Genomic DNA, 14,735 nt, shown 5'->3' on the forward strand with positions numbered 1-14,735 from the left:
CCGATCCCTGAATAGCAGCCTCGGTACTTCCGTTCGTCCGGCTTCTGTCGATTTCCATCCGACCCGCGGCACACACTGGCCCACGGCGAGCGTTGGCGACCGGACGAACTCGAGGTCGACTCTTACTGTACGTACAACGAGTACGCGATCACGAGAAAGCCAGCCAACACGAGTAGGCTCTCGAGTAAGATTCCCGTCGCGAGCCCGACATCGAGCAGTTCGTACAACATTCCGGCGAGTACCAGTCCAAGCGTGACGAGTCCGAACCCTGCGGCGAGATAGCCCAATGCGGGCTGTCGAGTCCGACGATACGCCTTGAACGCGAAGTACGTAATGATGCTCCCAACCGCGAGCACGAGCGTCTTGACGACGGCCAGCGCGAACATCGTCTCGGCCGAGCCGGCGGGCAATGGATTCATGTTTCCTTTCGCACCTCCGACCACAGTTCCGCGAGCCGTTCGTCCGCCGTCCGCGCCGGCCGTTCGATCTGGACCGTCAGCGACCGCTCTTCGTCCAACCCGAGCGTGATTTCGTCGAACGCGATCGAGTACTTGCTCGCGTGGTGGCCGTCCTGTCGAATCTCGGTCGACTCCTCGAGCAGCGTCGCTTCGGTCAACAATTCGAGTTTCCGGTACAGCGTCGACTGCGGAATCTCACACCGCTTCGATAGCTCCGACGCGGTCATTGGCTCCTCGAGATTACGGATGATCTCACGGCAGTCGGGATCGTCCAGCGCAGAGCAGATCTCCTCTGCCGACGGCGTCGACTCCGAAGCGAACGGGTCCCGGACCATTCGTCTCCCTCTTGCAACGCACATGGTTTATCGGCATCGATGCGTTGCCCCCGTCCGGTGGCCCGCGACACGAAGCCTTCATGCGCGTGCACGCTCGAGTGCGAGCACGCGGGTATCATTCGGTCCGACTCCCTACAAGGGTGGGATGACCGGCCGACCTCCGCCCGCGTGACATTCTCGAGACGGCGCTTCGACTCGCTCGAGCAGCCGCTGCATTTATTAGTGTCACTGCTGCAATGGTCTCGCGGAAAATCGTGCCATGGTATCGGATTCCGATGCCGGTCTCGTCCGACGGCCTTATATGTTGCCCGGGCATCCGACACTAATGCGAACGACGTGGCGCACGCCGCCACGTTCCCTCCGGCCGCGACCCGGCACGGAGGTTGGCATCATATCCGCCCTCGCGACGGCAGCGGACCGCTCCGCTACCGTCCATCTCGAGGCACTCGGACTCGCCGCGACTGACGCCGACCGACGGCGTTCCGATACGACGCCCTTATATGATAGGGGATCGTCGTTCGGAGTACGCGGAAGTCCCCGCCGGATGCGGATTCCGGCGAGGACGCGATCCGATGCCCTTATATGTACGAGGGCAGTTGGATATGAACGCGAACGAAAACGTGATCGACGGAACGTTCAATCCGTTCCGTCATCTCGGATGGCTCGAGTCCGAAGGGGTTATGTACCCCAGGCGACCTACGATTACATCCGAAGGAAATGAGGATTCCACCCCTGCGGTCCGCCGTACAGATGGGATCTGATGTTAGCCTTGGTAGTTCGGTGACGCTCGATCGGTCGACGATCCGTGTGTCATCGAACGTGGACCATTGTGTGAGTGTGTACCAACATTCACCGCCAACAGACCCTCTCCCACCACGGGAGAGTACAGATAGCATTCCGGTTGATCCTGCCGGAGGTCATTGCTATTGGAGTCCGATTTAGCCATGCTAGTTGCACGAGTTTAGACTCGTAGCAGATAGCTCAGTAACACGTGGCCAAACTACCCTATGGATCCAAATAACCTCGGGAAACTGAGGCTAATGTGGAATAGCGTTCATCGCCTGGAGTGGCACGAACGCGAAACGTTACGGCGCCATAGGATGTGGCTGCGGCCGATTAGGTAGACGGTGGGGTAACGGCCCACCGTGCCCATAATCGGTACGGGTTGTGAGAGCAAGAGCCCGGAGACGGTATCTGAGACAAGATACCGGGCCCTACGGGGCGCAGCAGGCGCGAAACCTTTACACTGCACGCGAGTGCGATAAGGGGACTCCGAGTGCGAGGGCATATAGTCCTCGCTTTTCACGACCGTAAGGTGGTCGTAGAATAAGTGCTGGGCAAGACCGGTGCCAGCCGCCGCGGTAATACCGGCAGCACGAGTGATGACCGCTATTATTGGGCCTAAAGCGTCCGTAGCTGGCCACGCAAGTCTATCGGGAAATCCGCGCGCTTAACGCGCGGGCGTCCGGTGGAAACTGCGTGGCTTGGGACCGGAAGACCAGAGGGGTACGTCCGGGGTAGGAGTGAAATCCCGTAATCCTGGACGGACCACCGGTGGCGAAAGCGCCTCTGGAAGACGGATCCGACGGTGAGGGACGAAAGCTCGGGTCACGAACCGGATTAGATACCCGGGTAGTCCGAGCTGTAAACGATGTCTGCTAGGTGTGGCACAGGCTACGAGCCTGTGCTGTGCCGTAGGGAAGCCGTGAAGCAGACCGCCTGGGAAGTACGTCCGCAAGGATGAAACTTAAAGGAATTGGCGGGGGAGCACTACAACCGGAGGAGCCTGCGGTTTAATTGGACTCAACGCCGGACATCTCACCAGCATCGACAATGTGCAGTGAAAGTCAGGTTGATGACCTTACTGGAGCCATTGAGAGGAGGTGCATGGCCGCCGTCAGCTCGTACCGTGAGGCGTCCTGTTAAGTCAGGCAACGAGCGAGACCCGCACTCCTAATTGCCAGCAACACCCTTGCGGTGGTTGGGTACATTAGGAGGACTGCCAGTGCCAAACTGGAGGAAGGAACGGGCAACGGTAGGTCAGTATGCCCCGAATGTGCTGGGCGACACGCGGGCTACAATGGCCGAGACAGTGGGATGCAACCCCGAAAGGGGACGCTAATCTCCGAAACTCGGTCGTAGTTCGGATTGAGGGCTGAAACTCGCCCTCATGAAGCTGGATTCGGTAGTAATCGCGCCTCAGAAGGGCGCGGTGAATACGTCCCTGCTCCTTGCACACACCGCCCGTCAAAGCACCCGAGTGGGGTCCGGATGAGGCCGACGCAACGTCGGTCGAATCTGGGCTCCGCAAGGGGGCTTAAGTCGTAACAAGGTAGCCGTAGGGGAATCTGCGGCTGGATCACCTCCACAGACCGGGACCAGGCCGTCGTGCCTGGCCCACCTTTGCAGTTCACGTTCGATCGACCAGCGTCTGGCCGATCGGGCACCTTTGAACTACCAAGGCTAACGTGTCACTCCCTGTCCGCCCTTCTGGGCGGACGTGGGCCCATAGCTCAGTGGTAGAGTGCCTCCTTTGCAAGGAGGATGCCCAGGGTTCGAATCCCTGTGGGTCCATGTCTCGGAGGACGATCGAACCGTGTCCCTTAAGTGGGAGACGGAACTTCGATCTAATCCGAACAACGAACCGATGCACCACCCCGTGTAAACGCGGGTGGGAAGGGTTAATGCAGGCCGGCCGTCTACCGGCGTGCAAATGAGACCGTGTGTACGTGTAGTCCAGGCGTCCACTGGACCCGTTCCCGGGTCACTACGTGATCGCACTTCCGTGCGATCGCCGATCCGATGAACGTGGCTACTGTGCCAGCTGGTGGATCGCTCGGCTTGAGAGCTGATGAAGGACGTGCCAAGCTGCGATAAGCCTGAGGGAGCCGCACGGAGGCGAAGAACTCAGGATCTCCGAATGGGAATCCCCACCGCAATTGCTTCGCGCAATGGGGAACGTCGAGAATTGAAACATCTTAGTATCGACAGGAAAAGAAAGCAAACGCGATGTCGTTAGTAATGGCGAATAAACGCGACACAGTCCAAACCGAAGCCCTCACGGGCAATGTGGTGTTCGGGCTGACTCTCAGCAGCAGAACGGCGAGGCGAAGTCTCTTGGAATAGAGCACGAGACAGGGTGACAGTCCCGTACCGTCGACAAGTATGCTGTGCGTCAGTCCCAGAGTATCGGGGGTTGGATATCCCTCGTGAATATCGCGGGCATCGACCGCGAAGACTAAACACTCCTCAAGACCGATAGCGAACAAGTAGCGTGAGCGAACGCTGAAAAGCACCCCACGAAGGGAGGTGCAATAGGGCGTGAAATCAGTTGGCGATGGAGCGACAGGGCACACAAGGTCCCGGACAAAATGAATCAGGTGCGAACCTGTAGTAAGAAGTTTGGGAAGCCGGTGTTCTGTCGTACGTTTTGAAAAACGAACCAGGGAGTGTGCTTGTTTGACGAGTCTAACTCGATTATCGAGGAAGGCGAAGGGAAACCGACATGGCCGCAGTGCTTTGCACGAGGGCCGCCGTGTTCAAGCGCGGGGAGTCAAACGGGCACGACCCGAAACCGGACGATCTAGGCGTGGGCAAGATGAAGCGTGCCGAAAGGCACGTGGAAGTCTGTTAGAGTTGGTGTCCTACAATACCCTCTCGTGACCTACGTCTAGGGGTGAAAGGCCCATCGAGTCCGGAAACAGCTGGTTCCAACCGAAACATGTCGAAGCATGACCTCTGCCGAGGTAGTTTGTGGGGTAGAGCGACGGATTGGGGGACCGCACTCCGAGAGGAGTGCGCCCCCCTGTCCAACTCCGAACCTACAAACGCCGCTCGACGCAGGGAGTCCGGTGCACGGGGTAAGCCTGTGTACCGTGAGGGAGACAACCCAGAGCTGGGTTAAGGTCCCCAAGTGTAGACTAAGTGCGATCGAAGGTGGTCTCAAGCCCTAGACAGCCGGGAGGTGAGCTTAGAAGCAGCTACCCTCTAAGAAAAGCGTAACAGCTTACCGGCCGAGGTTTGAGGCGCCCAAAATGATCGGGGCTCAAGTCTACCACCGAGACCTAGCAGCACCTTTCACAAGGTGATCTCGTAGGTTGGCGTTCTGTTCGGGTGGAAGCACGGAAGAGATTTCGTGTGGACCGTTCAGTAACGAAAATCCTGGTCATAGTAGCAGCGTTAGTCGGGTTAGAACCCCGACGGCCGAACGAGTAAGGGTTCCTCAGCAATGCTGATCAGCTGAGGGTTAGCCGGTCCTAAGTCAGCCCGTAAGTCGAAGCTGACAACAGGGAAATAGGTTAATATTCCTATGCCAGTGTGCACTCAAAGCCGACGCTTTGGGGCCGCCTGAGCTGGGCTTTCGCCCAGTCGAACTATCGAAATTCGTGGAAGCCGTAATGGCACGAAGCGAACGAATGGTAGGATCGCGCAAGTCAGGCCAACCTAGAGCCCGTGAAAAGGCGAGCACACTGTCCGTACCGAGATCCGACACAGGTACTCATGGCGGCGAAAGCCAAGGTCTGTCGGGATCAACCGACGTTAGGGAATTCGGCAAGTTAGTCCCGTACGTTCGCAATAAGGGATGCCTGCCTCGCGAAGAGGCAGGTCGCAGTGACTCGGACGCTCCGACTGTCTAGTAACAACATAGGTGACCGCAAATCCGTAAGGACTCGTACGGTCACTGAATCCTGCCCAGTGCAGGTATCTGAACACCCCGTACAAGGGGACGAAGGACCTGTTAACGGCGGGGGTAACTATGACCCTCTTAAGGTAGCGTAGTACCTTGCCGCTTCAGTAGCGGCTTGCATGAATGGATCAACGAGAGCGTCACTGTCCCAACGTTGGGCCCGGTGAACTGTACGTTCCAGTGCGGAGTCTGGAGACCCCCAAGGGGAAGCGAAGACCCTATAGAGCTTTACTGCAGGCTGTCACTGAGACGTGGTCGCCATTGTGCAGCATAGGTAGGAGGCAGTACACAGGTACCCGCGCTAGCGGGCCACCGAGCCAGCATTGAAATACTACCCGATGGTGACTGCGACTCTCACTCCTGGCGGAGGACACTGGTAGCCGGGCAGTTTGACTGGGGCGGTACGCGCCTGAAAAGATATCGGGCGCGCCCCAAGATTTCCTCACCCGAGTCGGAGACTCGGGGAAGAGCGCAAGAGCAAAAGGAAGTCTGACAGTGTCCGGCACAACGACGGACGCTGACGCGAAAGCGTGGTCTAGCGAACCAATTAGGCTGCTTGATGCGGCCAATTGCTGACAGAAAAGCTACCTTAGGGATAACAGAGTCGTCACCCGCAAGAGCACATATCGACCGGGTGGCTTGCTACCTCGATGTCGGTTCCCTCCATCCTGCCCGTGCAGAAGCGGGCAAGGGTGAGGTTGTTCGCCTATTAAAGGAGGTCGTGAGCTGGGTTTAGACCGTCGTGAGACAGGTCGGCTGCTATCTATTGGGGGTGTTACGGTATCTGACGGGAACGTTCGTATAGTACGAGAGGAACTACGAATGGGTGCCACTCGTGTACCAGCTGTCCGAAAGGGCACGTGCTGGGCAGCGACGCACCACGGGGTAAGAGCTGAACGCATCTAAGCTCGAAACCCACCTGGAAAAGAGATACCATTGAGGCCACTCGTAGAAGACGAGATCGATAGACTCGGGGTGTACGCACCAAGGCAACGAGGTGTTGAGCCCGCGAGCACTAACCGGCCAAGCCACACATTCATACATTACATCGCATTGGATCCGTGACGCGAGAACGGGTCCGGACGTAAACTGGACTACACGTACACACGGTCTTAGACACACCAACCGATACTGGCATTGCAACGGTTCGATTCCGTTGATCGGCGTTACGGCGGCCATAGCGGCGAGGTGCCTCCCGTACCCATCCCGAACACGGAAGATAAGCTCGCCTGCGTTACGGTTAGTACTGGAGTGGGAGACCCTCTGGGAACTTCGTTTCGCCGCCACCACTCATACTGAAGCCCCACATAGCATCGGCTATGTGGGGTTTTCTGCGTATGTATCGCTCCTGAAGCGGTCCGATACACAACTCGGAGCAGCCAACCAGAGACCGTAGCAAGTTTAAATACCGACTGTTTCTGGAGCGGACCTTAACCAGCTGTCCCTGGAACACCGGATTGTGTCCACAGGACTACCTATGATCTCCTTTCCGCAGCGCGTCGTCAATACGTCTTGTACGCTCTCATGGACCGCGAACGGACGACCGTTGACCGATTGGTGCTTCGGATCGCCGCTGCAGAACAGACCAAGTCGATTGAGCAGGTCACGGCAGACGAAGCAGAGAGGGTAACAACATCACAGAGGCAGATTCACCTCCCTCGATTCGCCGATCACGAAATCATCACGTGCGATCCACAAAGTGGTGATCTCGTTACTGGCGTCACTTCGAGAGACTGCAAGCGACCATCGAGCACACGCGAGATGTCGAGTCCGTCGATCTAGCTAGTGATCGTCCAACCGAGTCACTTCTCTTTACAGATCCAGTAACGGAATCGACTTCCGACGGCTGATCGGCTTGTCGTATTGGTCGAGGAAGGAGCCAGCAACTATTCATGAATCCGGAAATAGCACTCTGCGTTCGCGGCCGATCTGTACGGTTTGCTCTGTCACCTCGAGAGTTGTGCTCACCGCATCGGAAAATGTCGCCCGAAACACTAGCCGTCGACGGACTAGTAGCACTTGAGTACGGCATTACCCGGCATCTCTCCATCACAGACCCGATGACTGCATCTGAACGGTTACAATAACTTCGTCTTACTCCGACCACTTCGACTGTGCTGGGCCGTCAGCAACCCGCACACAGATGGCTTTGATAACGCCGATGATCGCGAACACCCCCTACGAAAAAGGTTCCACCTGCCACAGTTCTGGACGGCCAGATTTCGTCGTCGCCGCGTGGGTTTCGCTTGTGACGGCGCAGAATCGCTGCGCCGAACACAAGGCTGATGACCGCCTGACCGAAGTAGAGAGTGACGCCGACGGTTAACACGAGAAACAGTCCTCCGATATACGCCGCCGGGGTAAACAGGATCTGTGGCCATGGATCGAGGGCGGACTGATCGAACAGATAGAGAAACAGAGTCGGATGATACCACGAAGCTGGCCCGACAAAAATTAAGAGTCCACTGATTCCTAGGCCGACGAGCAGGTCCAACACCATACGAGTTAATTCACATACTTGCTAAAATCTCTTTTTACGGCCGGTCAGGGCCATGAGCGGTCAGCGTTCACTCTCCCCTCCTGAAATAACAGACCGCTTCTCGGCAGGAAATACGGCTATCTTGACGATCTGGAGCTGTTATGGTGCCGGGTCTGTGTTCCGGCTCGAGCTCCGGTCGCACGTCCCCGACGACAGGAGTGAATCATCCGTGGAATGTCACGTACGGACCACGGGTCGTACTTCATGGATAGAGTCGACGGTGATGGATCGACAGATATGAGCGGGTTTCGAGAGACGGGACGACCGGACACGGCCCGAGAGATTGGTCACGGGTGACACTCGCGGCACCGTCACTGGTACGGTCTCAGAAATGTGCGCCCGGAACACTAACGTCCAGCCTCATCCCGTGGCGGCGTGCCGCGTCGGCTGGCTAACCCTCGTGCCGGGCGGGGGAACTCGTGGGAGGTCCCCGGAACGACTGTTGCGTGCCCGGGTTCGCCGTACTGTCATCGCACCCGAATGGGTTCGCTCGGACGGGGACTAAAGGCACGCAGTGTCTCTAGGTCGGTGTCCGGTTTAACTCTTACAGACTGGGGCTGTCTTGGCCGGGTTCCGGTGCGTCGGTGACGGTGTCCTCGTTTTCGGCGAGCCAGCGATCGTAGGTGGCTTGTTCGACGACGACGACTGTGGCGTCCATTCGCGAGTGGCCTGCACCGCAGAATTCGGAACAGACCGCGTTGTAGCGGCCCGGTTCGGAGACGATGGTCCGGGAACGGGTGTATTCGCCGGGGAAGGCGTCCTGTTTGATGCCCAGATCAGGGACGAACAGCGAGTGGACGACGTCGTCACTGGTGAGCCAGACGGTGACGTTTCGATCGGCCGGGAGCACGAGTTCGTTTTCGGTCGTGACGTTCGACCCCGGGTAGGTCGCTTGCCATTCCCACTGGTAGCCGCGGACGTGTATCTCCTCGTCGTCGGTTTCGGGGAGATCGTCGAACGAGTCGAATCCCTCCTGACTGCGGTCGTCGCCCTCGAGTGCCTGAGAGGGCGATACGTAGGGATTGACGAGGACGCTGTAGCCCGAAAGGCCGACGAAGAGCAGGATGAGCGCCGTCGCGGCGGTCCAGGTGATCTCGAGGGCGGGATCTTCCGTGGTCGGTTCGGGATCGTCGTTGTCGTGGAACTTGACAGCCGCGTAAATCAGAATGACGAGGACGAACAGGGTAAGCGGCAGGGCAACGTAGAGCAGTTGGTATTCGAGGGAGTCGATGAGGTTGCGATTGGTCGACTGTGCAGCGACTACCCCCGTCAGCGCGAGGCAACTCGAGCACGCCATGACGAGGAGTGTGAGGATCGCGCGTCGACGGCTGCCCATTAGCGGGCATTCGACGACCGGCATGATATACGGCGTTCACGAATCGGCGGACTGTCAGGGTCGACTACTGATCGGAGGCGACAGGGGGTGGTGGCGGAGACCTGTCACGGATGGCGACACTCACGGAGATGCCAGTCCACCTTTATTGGGGACGATGGTGAGACCACCGCTATGTGCGGTGACGTGCGGCATGACCGAGCAGCGGGGGGTGACGGGAGACGATGAACCGTGCACTCGCGGAGGTGTCGCTGTTCGGTGTCATCGTCATCGGCTGTCTGTTGGTCGTCCTCTATGCGCAGCGCGTTCGGGCTGAGGCGTCGCCGGATGGGGGCTATGCGGCAGAGCGGCGGCTCGGGTTCGGACTCGGGGACGCAAAGGCGGCCGCGGTCCGCTGGACGACGACGACGAACCATCGAGAGATCGGCATGCTCTACATCGCGTTCGGGACCGTCGCGGCGATCTGGGGCGGGATCGACGCGATGATGATGCGGACGCATCTGTTGACGCCCGAAGCGAACATCTGGACGGAACAGACGTACAACGAACTGTTCACGATGCACGGGCTGACGATGCTGATTTTCTTCGTCACGCCGGTGTTCTTCGGGATCGGGAACTATTTTCTCCCGCTGTTGATCGGGGCCGACGACATGGCGTTTCCACGGCTCAACGCCGTCGGGTTCTGGTTGTTGCCGCCGTCGCTCTTGCTCGCTCGGCTGGGGATCGTAGCCGAAGTGACGGGTGCGGTGCTCGCAGTCGTCGTACCGACGGACTGGCTCTCGGTCCTATTGGCGTTTCAGGAGCCGGCGATCGGATGGACGATGTATCCGCCCTTGTCACTGGCACCGAACCCGCAGACGAACTTCCTTTTGCTCGGTCTCCACCTGAGTGGCATCGCTACCACGATCGGCGCGATCAACTTTATTACGACGGTCATCTACGAGCGCGACGAGTCGATCGGCTGGGCGAACCTCGACATCTTCTCGTGGAACATGCTCGTCACGAGTGCGATCATCATCTTCGTGTTCCCGTTGCTCGGGACTGCTCTACTCATGTTGCTGTTCGATCGGAACTTCGGGACGACGTTCTTCGCAGTTGAGGGGGGCGGTCCGATCCTCTGGCAGCACCTCTTCTGGTTCTGGGGTCATCCTGAAGTCTATATCATCTTCCTGCCAGCAACCGGGTTGATGAGTCTCATCTTGCCGAAGTTCGTCGGTCGAAAGCTGTTCGGCTTCAAGTTTATCGTCTACTCGACGATCGCCATCGCCGTCCTCTCGTTCGGCGTCTGGGCTCACCACATGTTCGTGACCGGCATCGATCCGCGCGTCCGAGCGAGCTTTATGGCGACTTCGATCGCCATCGCCGTCCCGAGCGCGATCAAGGTGTTCAACTGGATCACGACCATGTGGAACGGTGATGTCAGACTCGCCGCGCCGACGATCCTTTGTATCGGCTCGATCGGCCTGTTCATCGTCGGCGGCGTCACCGGCGTTTTCCTGGCCGTGATCCCCGTCGATGTCATCTATCACGGGACCTACTACGTCGTCGGTCACTTCCACCTCATCCTCATGGGGATCATCCCACTGATGATGTTCGCCGCCAGCTACTACTGGTTCCCCGTGCTCACCGGCCGGATGTACGACCGTCGGCTCGCGATCTTTCAGTCGTCGCTGCTAGTCGTCGGCTCCGCGCTCACGTTCACGACGCTGATGGCGCTCGGCTTTCTCGAGCTTCCACGTCGGTACGCGACGTACCCGCCGGCGTACTCGGGGCTGCAGGTCGTCGCGACTGTCGGGTCGTTCATCATCGGGCTCAGCGTCCTCATGTGGCTGTATAACATGCTCTGGTCGTCCGTTCGTGGGACGCCGATCGAGACCGCCGACCCCTGGGAGCTCAAGGCGACCGAACAGTTCACGCCGGAGTGGCAGTGGTTCGAGGACCGTCTCGAGCGCGAGCGTGGCGTGCCGCCGAGCGAGCCCGAGGACATCCGTCCGTCGTACGTGCCCGCACAGGGTGAGCGGCCGCTGTCGATCTACGGCCGGATCAAGCCGGTGGCCCGGACCGTCGCGAACGACGCCGGTATCGGTGCGGTCGGCGGGTTCGTCGGGACGATGTTGATGACGGGCGTTCTGCTTCTGGCAGTGGTACTCGGCGTGTTCGACCTCGAGTCGTTCGCGACCCTCGCGACGTTCGTCGGGTTGCCGGCGAACCTCGGGCTCGGATACGCGCTCTTCGTCGCCGGTGGAACGACGGTCTGGCCGCTCCTGTTCCTGTCGCTGGGCGAGTACCTGCCCGGGACGCTCACGCTCGTAACGGGGCTGTGGTATGCGACGGTCATCGCCTCGGGGTTCGCACTCGCATTCTACACCGGGCAGCCCGGCCTGCAGTTGGTCGCGTACCTGCTGTTCGTCCTGCTCGGTCACTGGAGCTACGGACTCGGGCTCGCCGGCACGATCGCAACTCTCGGCGGTCGGCAACGTCGCCCGTCGGCCGGGGAGGGCGAGTAGCGATGAGCGCCGGCGACGACAGGTCATCCGACCCGACCGAGCCGCCCGCGACCGACGAGGCGGGACCGATCGAGCCGACGGCGTCGTCCGAGTCGCTGGTGTTGACTTACGCCGCGCCTTTTCTGGGTGTCCTCCTGATCGCCGCCGGCATTCCGCTGTCGATCGCGGGGGGCTACGTCGTGATTCAGGACGGGATCGGGCTCTGTGGGGACCCGAGTATCACGGTCGACCCGATCGCCGAGGGTGAGACCCCACCGGAGACCGTCGAGACGCTGCCAGCCACGTCACTTTCGGCGGCCGAGCGAGCGGCCCTCGAGGAGGCGATCGACAGCCCGCTCCGGGAGGCGACAGTCGACGGCGAGATGAGAAACAGGGGGACGCTACTCGAGGGAGCAGTCGTCGAGTACGACGGGGACCGCTACTACGTCCGGATCGCGTCCCAGAACTCCTGTCTCGATGTTGCACCGTTGCTGTTTCCGATCGGTGCGATCGCGATCCTTATCGGGGGGATCGGCGTCTTGACGCCCCCGATATACCGGAAAATGGCGGGCTTCGAGGAGCGGATGCAACGCGATCGAACGGACTGAACGGCCGCTCGCAGGCGGCACGACCGCGGCTGGCGACGACACGATGCGACGGCGTCGCGCTTACTCGTTCGAGTCCGCGGCGTCGGCCGACTGGGTGTCCCTGTTCGGATCGTTGTTCGTCATGGGAGCAGGATCGGGGGCGACGACGTTGCCGTCACCCGGCTGCTCGGCGGCGTAGGAGAACTGGCCGTTGCCGTCCGGTGTCTCTCCCTGGGTCCACGGGTACTCGGGGTCCGGTTGTGCTTCGCGCCTCGTCGAGATGAACGTGTAGTTGACGTCCTGGTTCTCCTGGTCTTGCGGGAAGCTTGCGGGCACTGGGACCGGGTCGTCGAGCGTCTCCAGAACCTGGAGCCACTGGTTTTGGTGCATCGTGTCGCGAGCGATGAGATAGGAGAGCATGTCCTTCATGCCGGGGTCGTCGGTGTACTCCCAGAGCCGCGTCGCGAGGGTGCGGCCGGTCGCCTCGGCCATCACGTTCGCGTAGAGGTCGCCGGCGAGGTTGCCCGACGCGGCGATGTAGCCGCCGGTGAACGGGACGCCGTTACTGTCGACCGGCATCGCCGACTGGCCGGCCGAAAGGAACTGCCGCGGGTTCTGTCCGGTCATCGACGCCACGGCCGCCGGTTCCCGAGCGTCGGTGTCCATTTCCGTGGACGACCCGCGCAGGTTCTTCGTGACCGCGGTCGCGAGCATCTCGATGTGGCCGAGTTCCTCGGCTGCGGTCTCCATCAGCAGGGTCCGATACTCCTCGTACTCCTCGGGCAGCGCCCAGGCCTGGAACATGTACTGCATGGCGACGCGCATCTCGCCTTCCTGGCCGCCGATCGCTTGCTGGAGGAGTTTCGCGAAGTGCGGGTCGGGTTGGTCGACGGTGACCTCGTATTGGAGTTCCGGTTTTTGGAAGAACATCCACTGGGGCCTGCCCACAGCCAGTCGGATAAACCACTGGGACAATCGCCAGTGACCGTTCCCCGTCCTGTCTGAGGACGTGATGTCTGATACTGGGCCAGCCGACTGCGGCGTCGTTCGTTCCGGACAGCCCCGTCACCGTCCTCGAGTCGATGCCCGACTGGCTACCGGAGCGGTTCGAGGACACCCATCGAACGACCGTGATCGCCGACGATCACGTGCCGTCGTACCGTGCGTTCCTCTTCACCGAGTCCGATGCGATGTCACCTTCGAGTCGGACCGATCGCTCGAGTTCGGGGCCGTTCGGTGGACGTCCGAATCCGCCGGGCAACAGTTTGTTACCGTCGCCCTCGAGTGGCCACGGACGCGCGGAGAGTCGAACCGCTCTCACCGTGCGGAGTGCGGACTGGCGGCTACCGATCGGTAGTGTTCAGATAAGCTGATTCCATACGAAGCTGAACGATCTGAGCCAGTCATCGGCAGTTTCTGCTTCGGCATTGCTAAAGCAGTTTGAGAAACAGAGAGTTCGTCGTTTTATCTCTCGAAAGACACGTTCAACAGCATTCCGATTTCCATGTTTCTCGTATCTGAAATCGAAGCCGTGACGTTGACATGCATCTTGTAATGAGTGCGATCCATCGACGAGAAACACGGCGTCGGAGACGTCGTGTTTCTCGGAGAGTTCCGTAAGAAACGAATGAGCGAGAACCTTTGTTGTTGTCGGTTCAAGCTTCGTATGGAGCAATTCGTTTGTCTCGGGATCAACTGCAGCGTACAGCCAGTACTGCTCATTATTCAGTTGGATCACAGTCTCGTCAACCGCAACGTGATCCGGACACCGATCAGATTCGGGCTGTAGATCGGCCTTGTGAACCCAATTGTGAACGGTTGATCGAGCGCGTTCGACACCGAATACCTCAAGAATAGATACAGTATTTGAAAGCGAGAGTCCAGCAAGATGCAGCTGAATACTGAGTTTCATCAGCAATCGCGGTGTCGCTTCTCGTTCAACAAACTCTAAGTTGATCTCTTCTAAACAACCATTGAGGCGGTCGTTTTCGGGCATAGATCACTCAGAAAACGAACCGCCTCATCCTTCATCCTTATCTGAACACCGCCTACCGATCGGACCGGGGTTTTTCGTCGGTGGCTGTGGTATGGCCCAGCCCGAGAGGTGAGCCTAGTGGGAACGAACGACGGGAAACAGCGAGCGGCGGCCGAGTGCGACGGGTGCGGGACGATCGGTATCGTTCAGATCTGGCCCGACGGACGTCTCCAGCCCCTCGGGCAGTCGGATTTCTGTGACTGCGACGCATCGACGCTGAGAGTCCTCGAGACGGATCTCGACCACGACGAGATACCGTGAGTTCGGTTTTCCGG

At 59.5% G+C, this 14,735-nt stretch carries 10 protein-coding genes, 1 tRNA gene and 3 rRNA genes; 8 read left to right on the forward strand and 6 right to left on the reverse strand.

All coding sequences use genetic code 11. The annotated features are described in order from the left end of the window. Nucleotides 1-122 precede the first annotated feature (122 nt). Entirely contained in the window at nucleotides 123-419 is a 297-nt protein-coding gene (locus tag FGF80_RS01585; RefSeq protein ID WP_006187175.1) for a DUF7521 family protein, read from the reverse strand. After that, nucleotides 416-793 (reverse strand): winged helix-turn-helix domain-containing protein, encoded by a 378-nt coding sequence (locus tag FGF80_RS01590; RefSeq protein WP_130170974.1) that lies wholly within the window; start codon nucleotides 791-793, stop codon nucleotides 416-418. Before FGF80_RS01590 ends, FGF80_RS01585 begins: the two co-directional genes overlap by 4 nt. An 894-nt stretch (nucleotides 794-1,687) precedes the next feature. Here FGF80_RS01590 and FGF80_RS01595 point away from each other — a divergent pair. The 5 genes from FGF80_RS01595 to FGF80_RS19965 all read left to right on the forward strand — a co-directional run bounded on the left by FGF80_RS01595 (nucleotide 1,688) and on the right by FGF80_RS19965 (nucleotide 7,262). Next, nucleotides 1,688-3,161 (forward strand): 16S ribosomal RNA (locus FGF80_RS01595). A gap of 134 nt (nucleotides 3,162-3,295) precedes the next feature. Next, a tRNA-Ala gene (locus tag FGF80_RS01600) sits at nucleotides 3,296-3,367 on the forward strand. 229 nt (nucleotides 3,368-3,596) lie between these two features. After that, a 23S ribosomal RNA gene (locus FGF80_RS01605) occupies nucleotides 3,597-6,517 on the forward strand. Between the two features lie 130 nt (nucleotides 6,518-6,647). Further along, nucleotides 6,648-6,769, forward strand: a 5S ribosomal RNA gene (rrf, locus tag FGF80_RS01610). Together the 16S, 23S and 5S rRNA genes with 1 tRNA gene alongside form the textbook arrangement of a ribosomal RNA operon. A gap of 235 nt (nucleotides 6,770-7,004) precedes the next feature. Then, nucleotides 7,005-7,262 (forward strand): DUF7344 domain-containing protein, encoded by a 258-nt coding sequence (locus tag FGF80_RS19965; protein WP_455429711.1) that lies wholly within the window; start codon nucleotides 7,005-7,007, stop codon nucleotides 7,260-7,262. Nucleotides 7,263-7,605: 343 nt separating this feature from the next. On the opposite strand, the gene FGF80_RS01615 is transcribed toward FGF80_RS19965, so the two are convergent. Continuing rightward, nucleotides 7,606-7,980, reverse strand: a complete 375-nt coding sequence (locus tag FGF80_RS01615; protein ID WP_138651848.1) for a hypothetical protein — start codon at nucleotides 7,978-7,980, stop codon at nucleotides 7,606-7,608. 583 nt (nucleotides 7,981-8,563) lie between these two features. Beyond that, complete coding sequence (gene coxB / locus FGF80_RS01620; RefSeq protein WP_138651850.1) at nucleotides 8,564-9,355, reverse strand: cytochrome c oxidase subunit II; 792 nt, start codon at nucleotides 9,353-9,355, stop codon at nucleotides 8,564-8,566. Between the two features lie 221 nt (nucleotides 9,356-9,576). Between coxB and FGF80_RS01625 the strand changes: the two genes are divergently transcribed. Together FGF80_RS01625 and FGF80_RS01630 are read left to right on the forward strand one after the other, a co-directional pair. Beyond that, complete coding sequence (locus FGF80_RS01625; protein ID WP_138651852.1) at nucleotides 9,577-11,859, forward strand: DUF6789 family protein; 2,283 nt, start codon at nucleotides 9,577-9,579, stop codon at nucleotides 11,857-11,859. 2 nt (nucleotides 11,860-11,861) lie between these two features. Next, nucleotides 11,862-12,446, forward strand: a complete 585-nt coding sequence (locus FGF80_RS01630) for a hypothetical protein (protein WP_006184293.1) — start codon at nucleotides 11,862-11,864, stop codon at nucleotides 12,444-12,446. A 60-nt stretch (nucleotides 12,447-12,506) separates the two neighbouring features. Here the strand turns inward: FGF80_RS01630 and FGF80_RS01635 are convergent, their stop codons facing one another. Beyond that, nucleotides 12,507-13,355 carry a manganese catalase family protein gene (locus FGF80_RS01635; RefSeq protein WP_138651854.1) on the reverse strand — a complete coding sequence of 283 codons (849 nt, stop codon included), beginning with the start codon at nucleotides 13,353-13,355 and terminating at the stop codon, nucleotides 12,507-12,509. 430 nt (nucleotides 13,356-13,785) lie between these two features. Further along, nucleotides 13,786-14,421, reverse strand: coding sequence for an IS6 family transposase (locus FGF80_RS01640; protein WP_138651856.1), 636 nt, complete (start codon nucleotides 14,419-14,421; stop codon nucleotides 13,786-13,788). Nucleotides 14,422-14,538: 117 nt separating this feature from the next. Here FGF80_RS01640 and FGF80_RS01645 point away from each other — a divergent pair, with 117 nt between their 5' ends. Then, nucleotides 14,539-14,721, forward strand: coding sequence for a hypothetical protein (locus tag FGF80_RS01645; protein WP_138651858.1), 183 nt, complete (start codon nucleotides 14,539-14,541; stop codon nucleotides 14,719-14,721). Nucleotides 14,722-14,735 lie beyond the last annotated feature (14 nt).

It is taken from the genome of Natrinema pallidum, assembly GCF_005890195.1.
GTDB lineage: Archaea > Halobacteriota > Halobacteria > Halobacteriales > Natrialbaceae > Natrinema > Natrinema pallidum.

Coding starts and splice junctions, on each gene's coding strand:
- FGF80_RS01585 (WP_006187175.1), bottom strand. CDS start 419: ATGAATCCATTGCCCGCCGGCTCGGCCGAGACGATGTTCGCGCTGGCC.
- FGF80_RS01590 (WP_130170974.1), bottom strand. CDS start 793: ATGGTCCGGGACCCGTTCGCTTCGGAGTCGACGCCGTCGGCAGAGGAG.
- FGF80_RS19965 (WP_455429711.1), top strand. CDS start 7,005: ATGGACCGCGAACGGACGACCGTTGACCGATTGGTGCTTCGGATCGCC.
- FGF80_RS01615 (WP_138651848.1), bottom strand. CDS start 7,980: ATGGTGTTGGACCTGCTCGTCGGCCTAGGAATCAGTGGACTCTTAATT.
- coxB (WP_138651850.1), bottom strand. CDS start 9,355: ATGGGCAGCCGTCGACGCGCGATCCTCACACTCCTCGTCATGGCGTGC.
- FGF80_RS01625 (WP_138651852.1), top strand. CDS start 9,577: ATGAACCGTGCACTCGCGGAGGTGTCGCTGTTCGGTGTCATCGTCATC.
- FGF80_RS01630 (WP_006184293.1), top strand. CDS start 11,862: ATGAGCGCCGGCGACGACAGGTCATCCGACCCGACCGAGCCGCCCGCG.
- FGF80_RS01635 (WP_138651854.1), bottom strand. CDS start 13,355: ATGTTCTTCCAAAAACCGGAACTCCAATACGAGGTCACCGTCGACCAA.
- FGF80_RS01640 (WP_138651856.1), bottom strand. CDS start 14,421: ATGCCCGAAAACGACCGCCTCAATGGTTGTTTAGAAGAGATCAACTTA.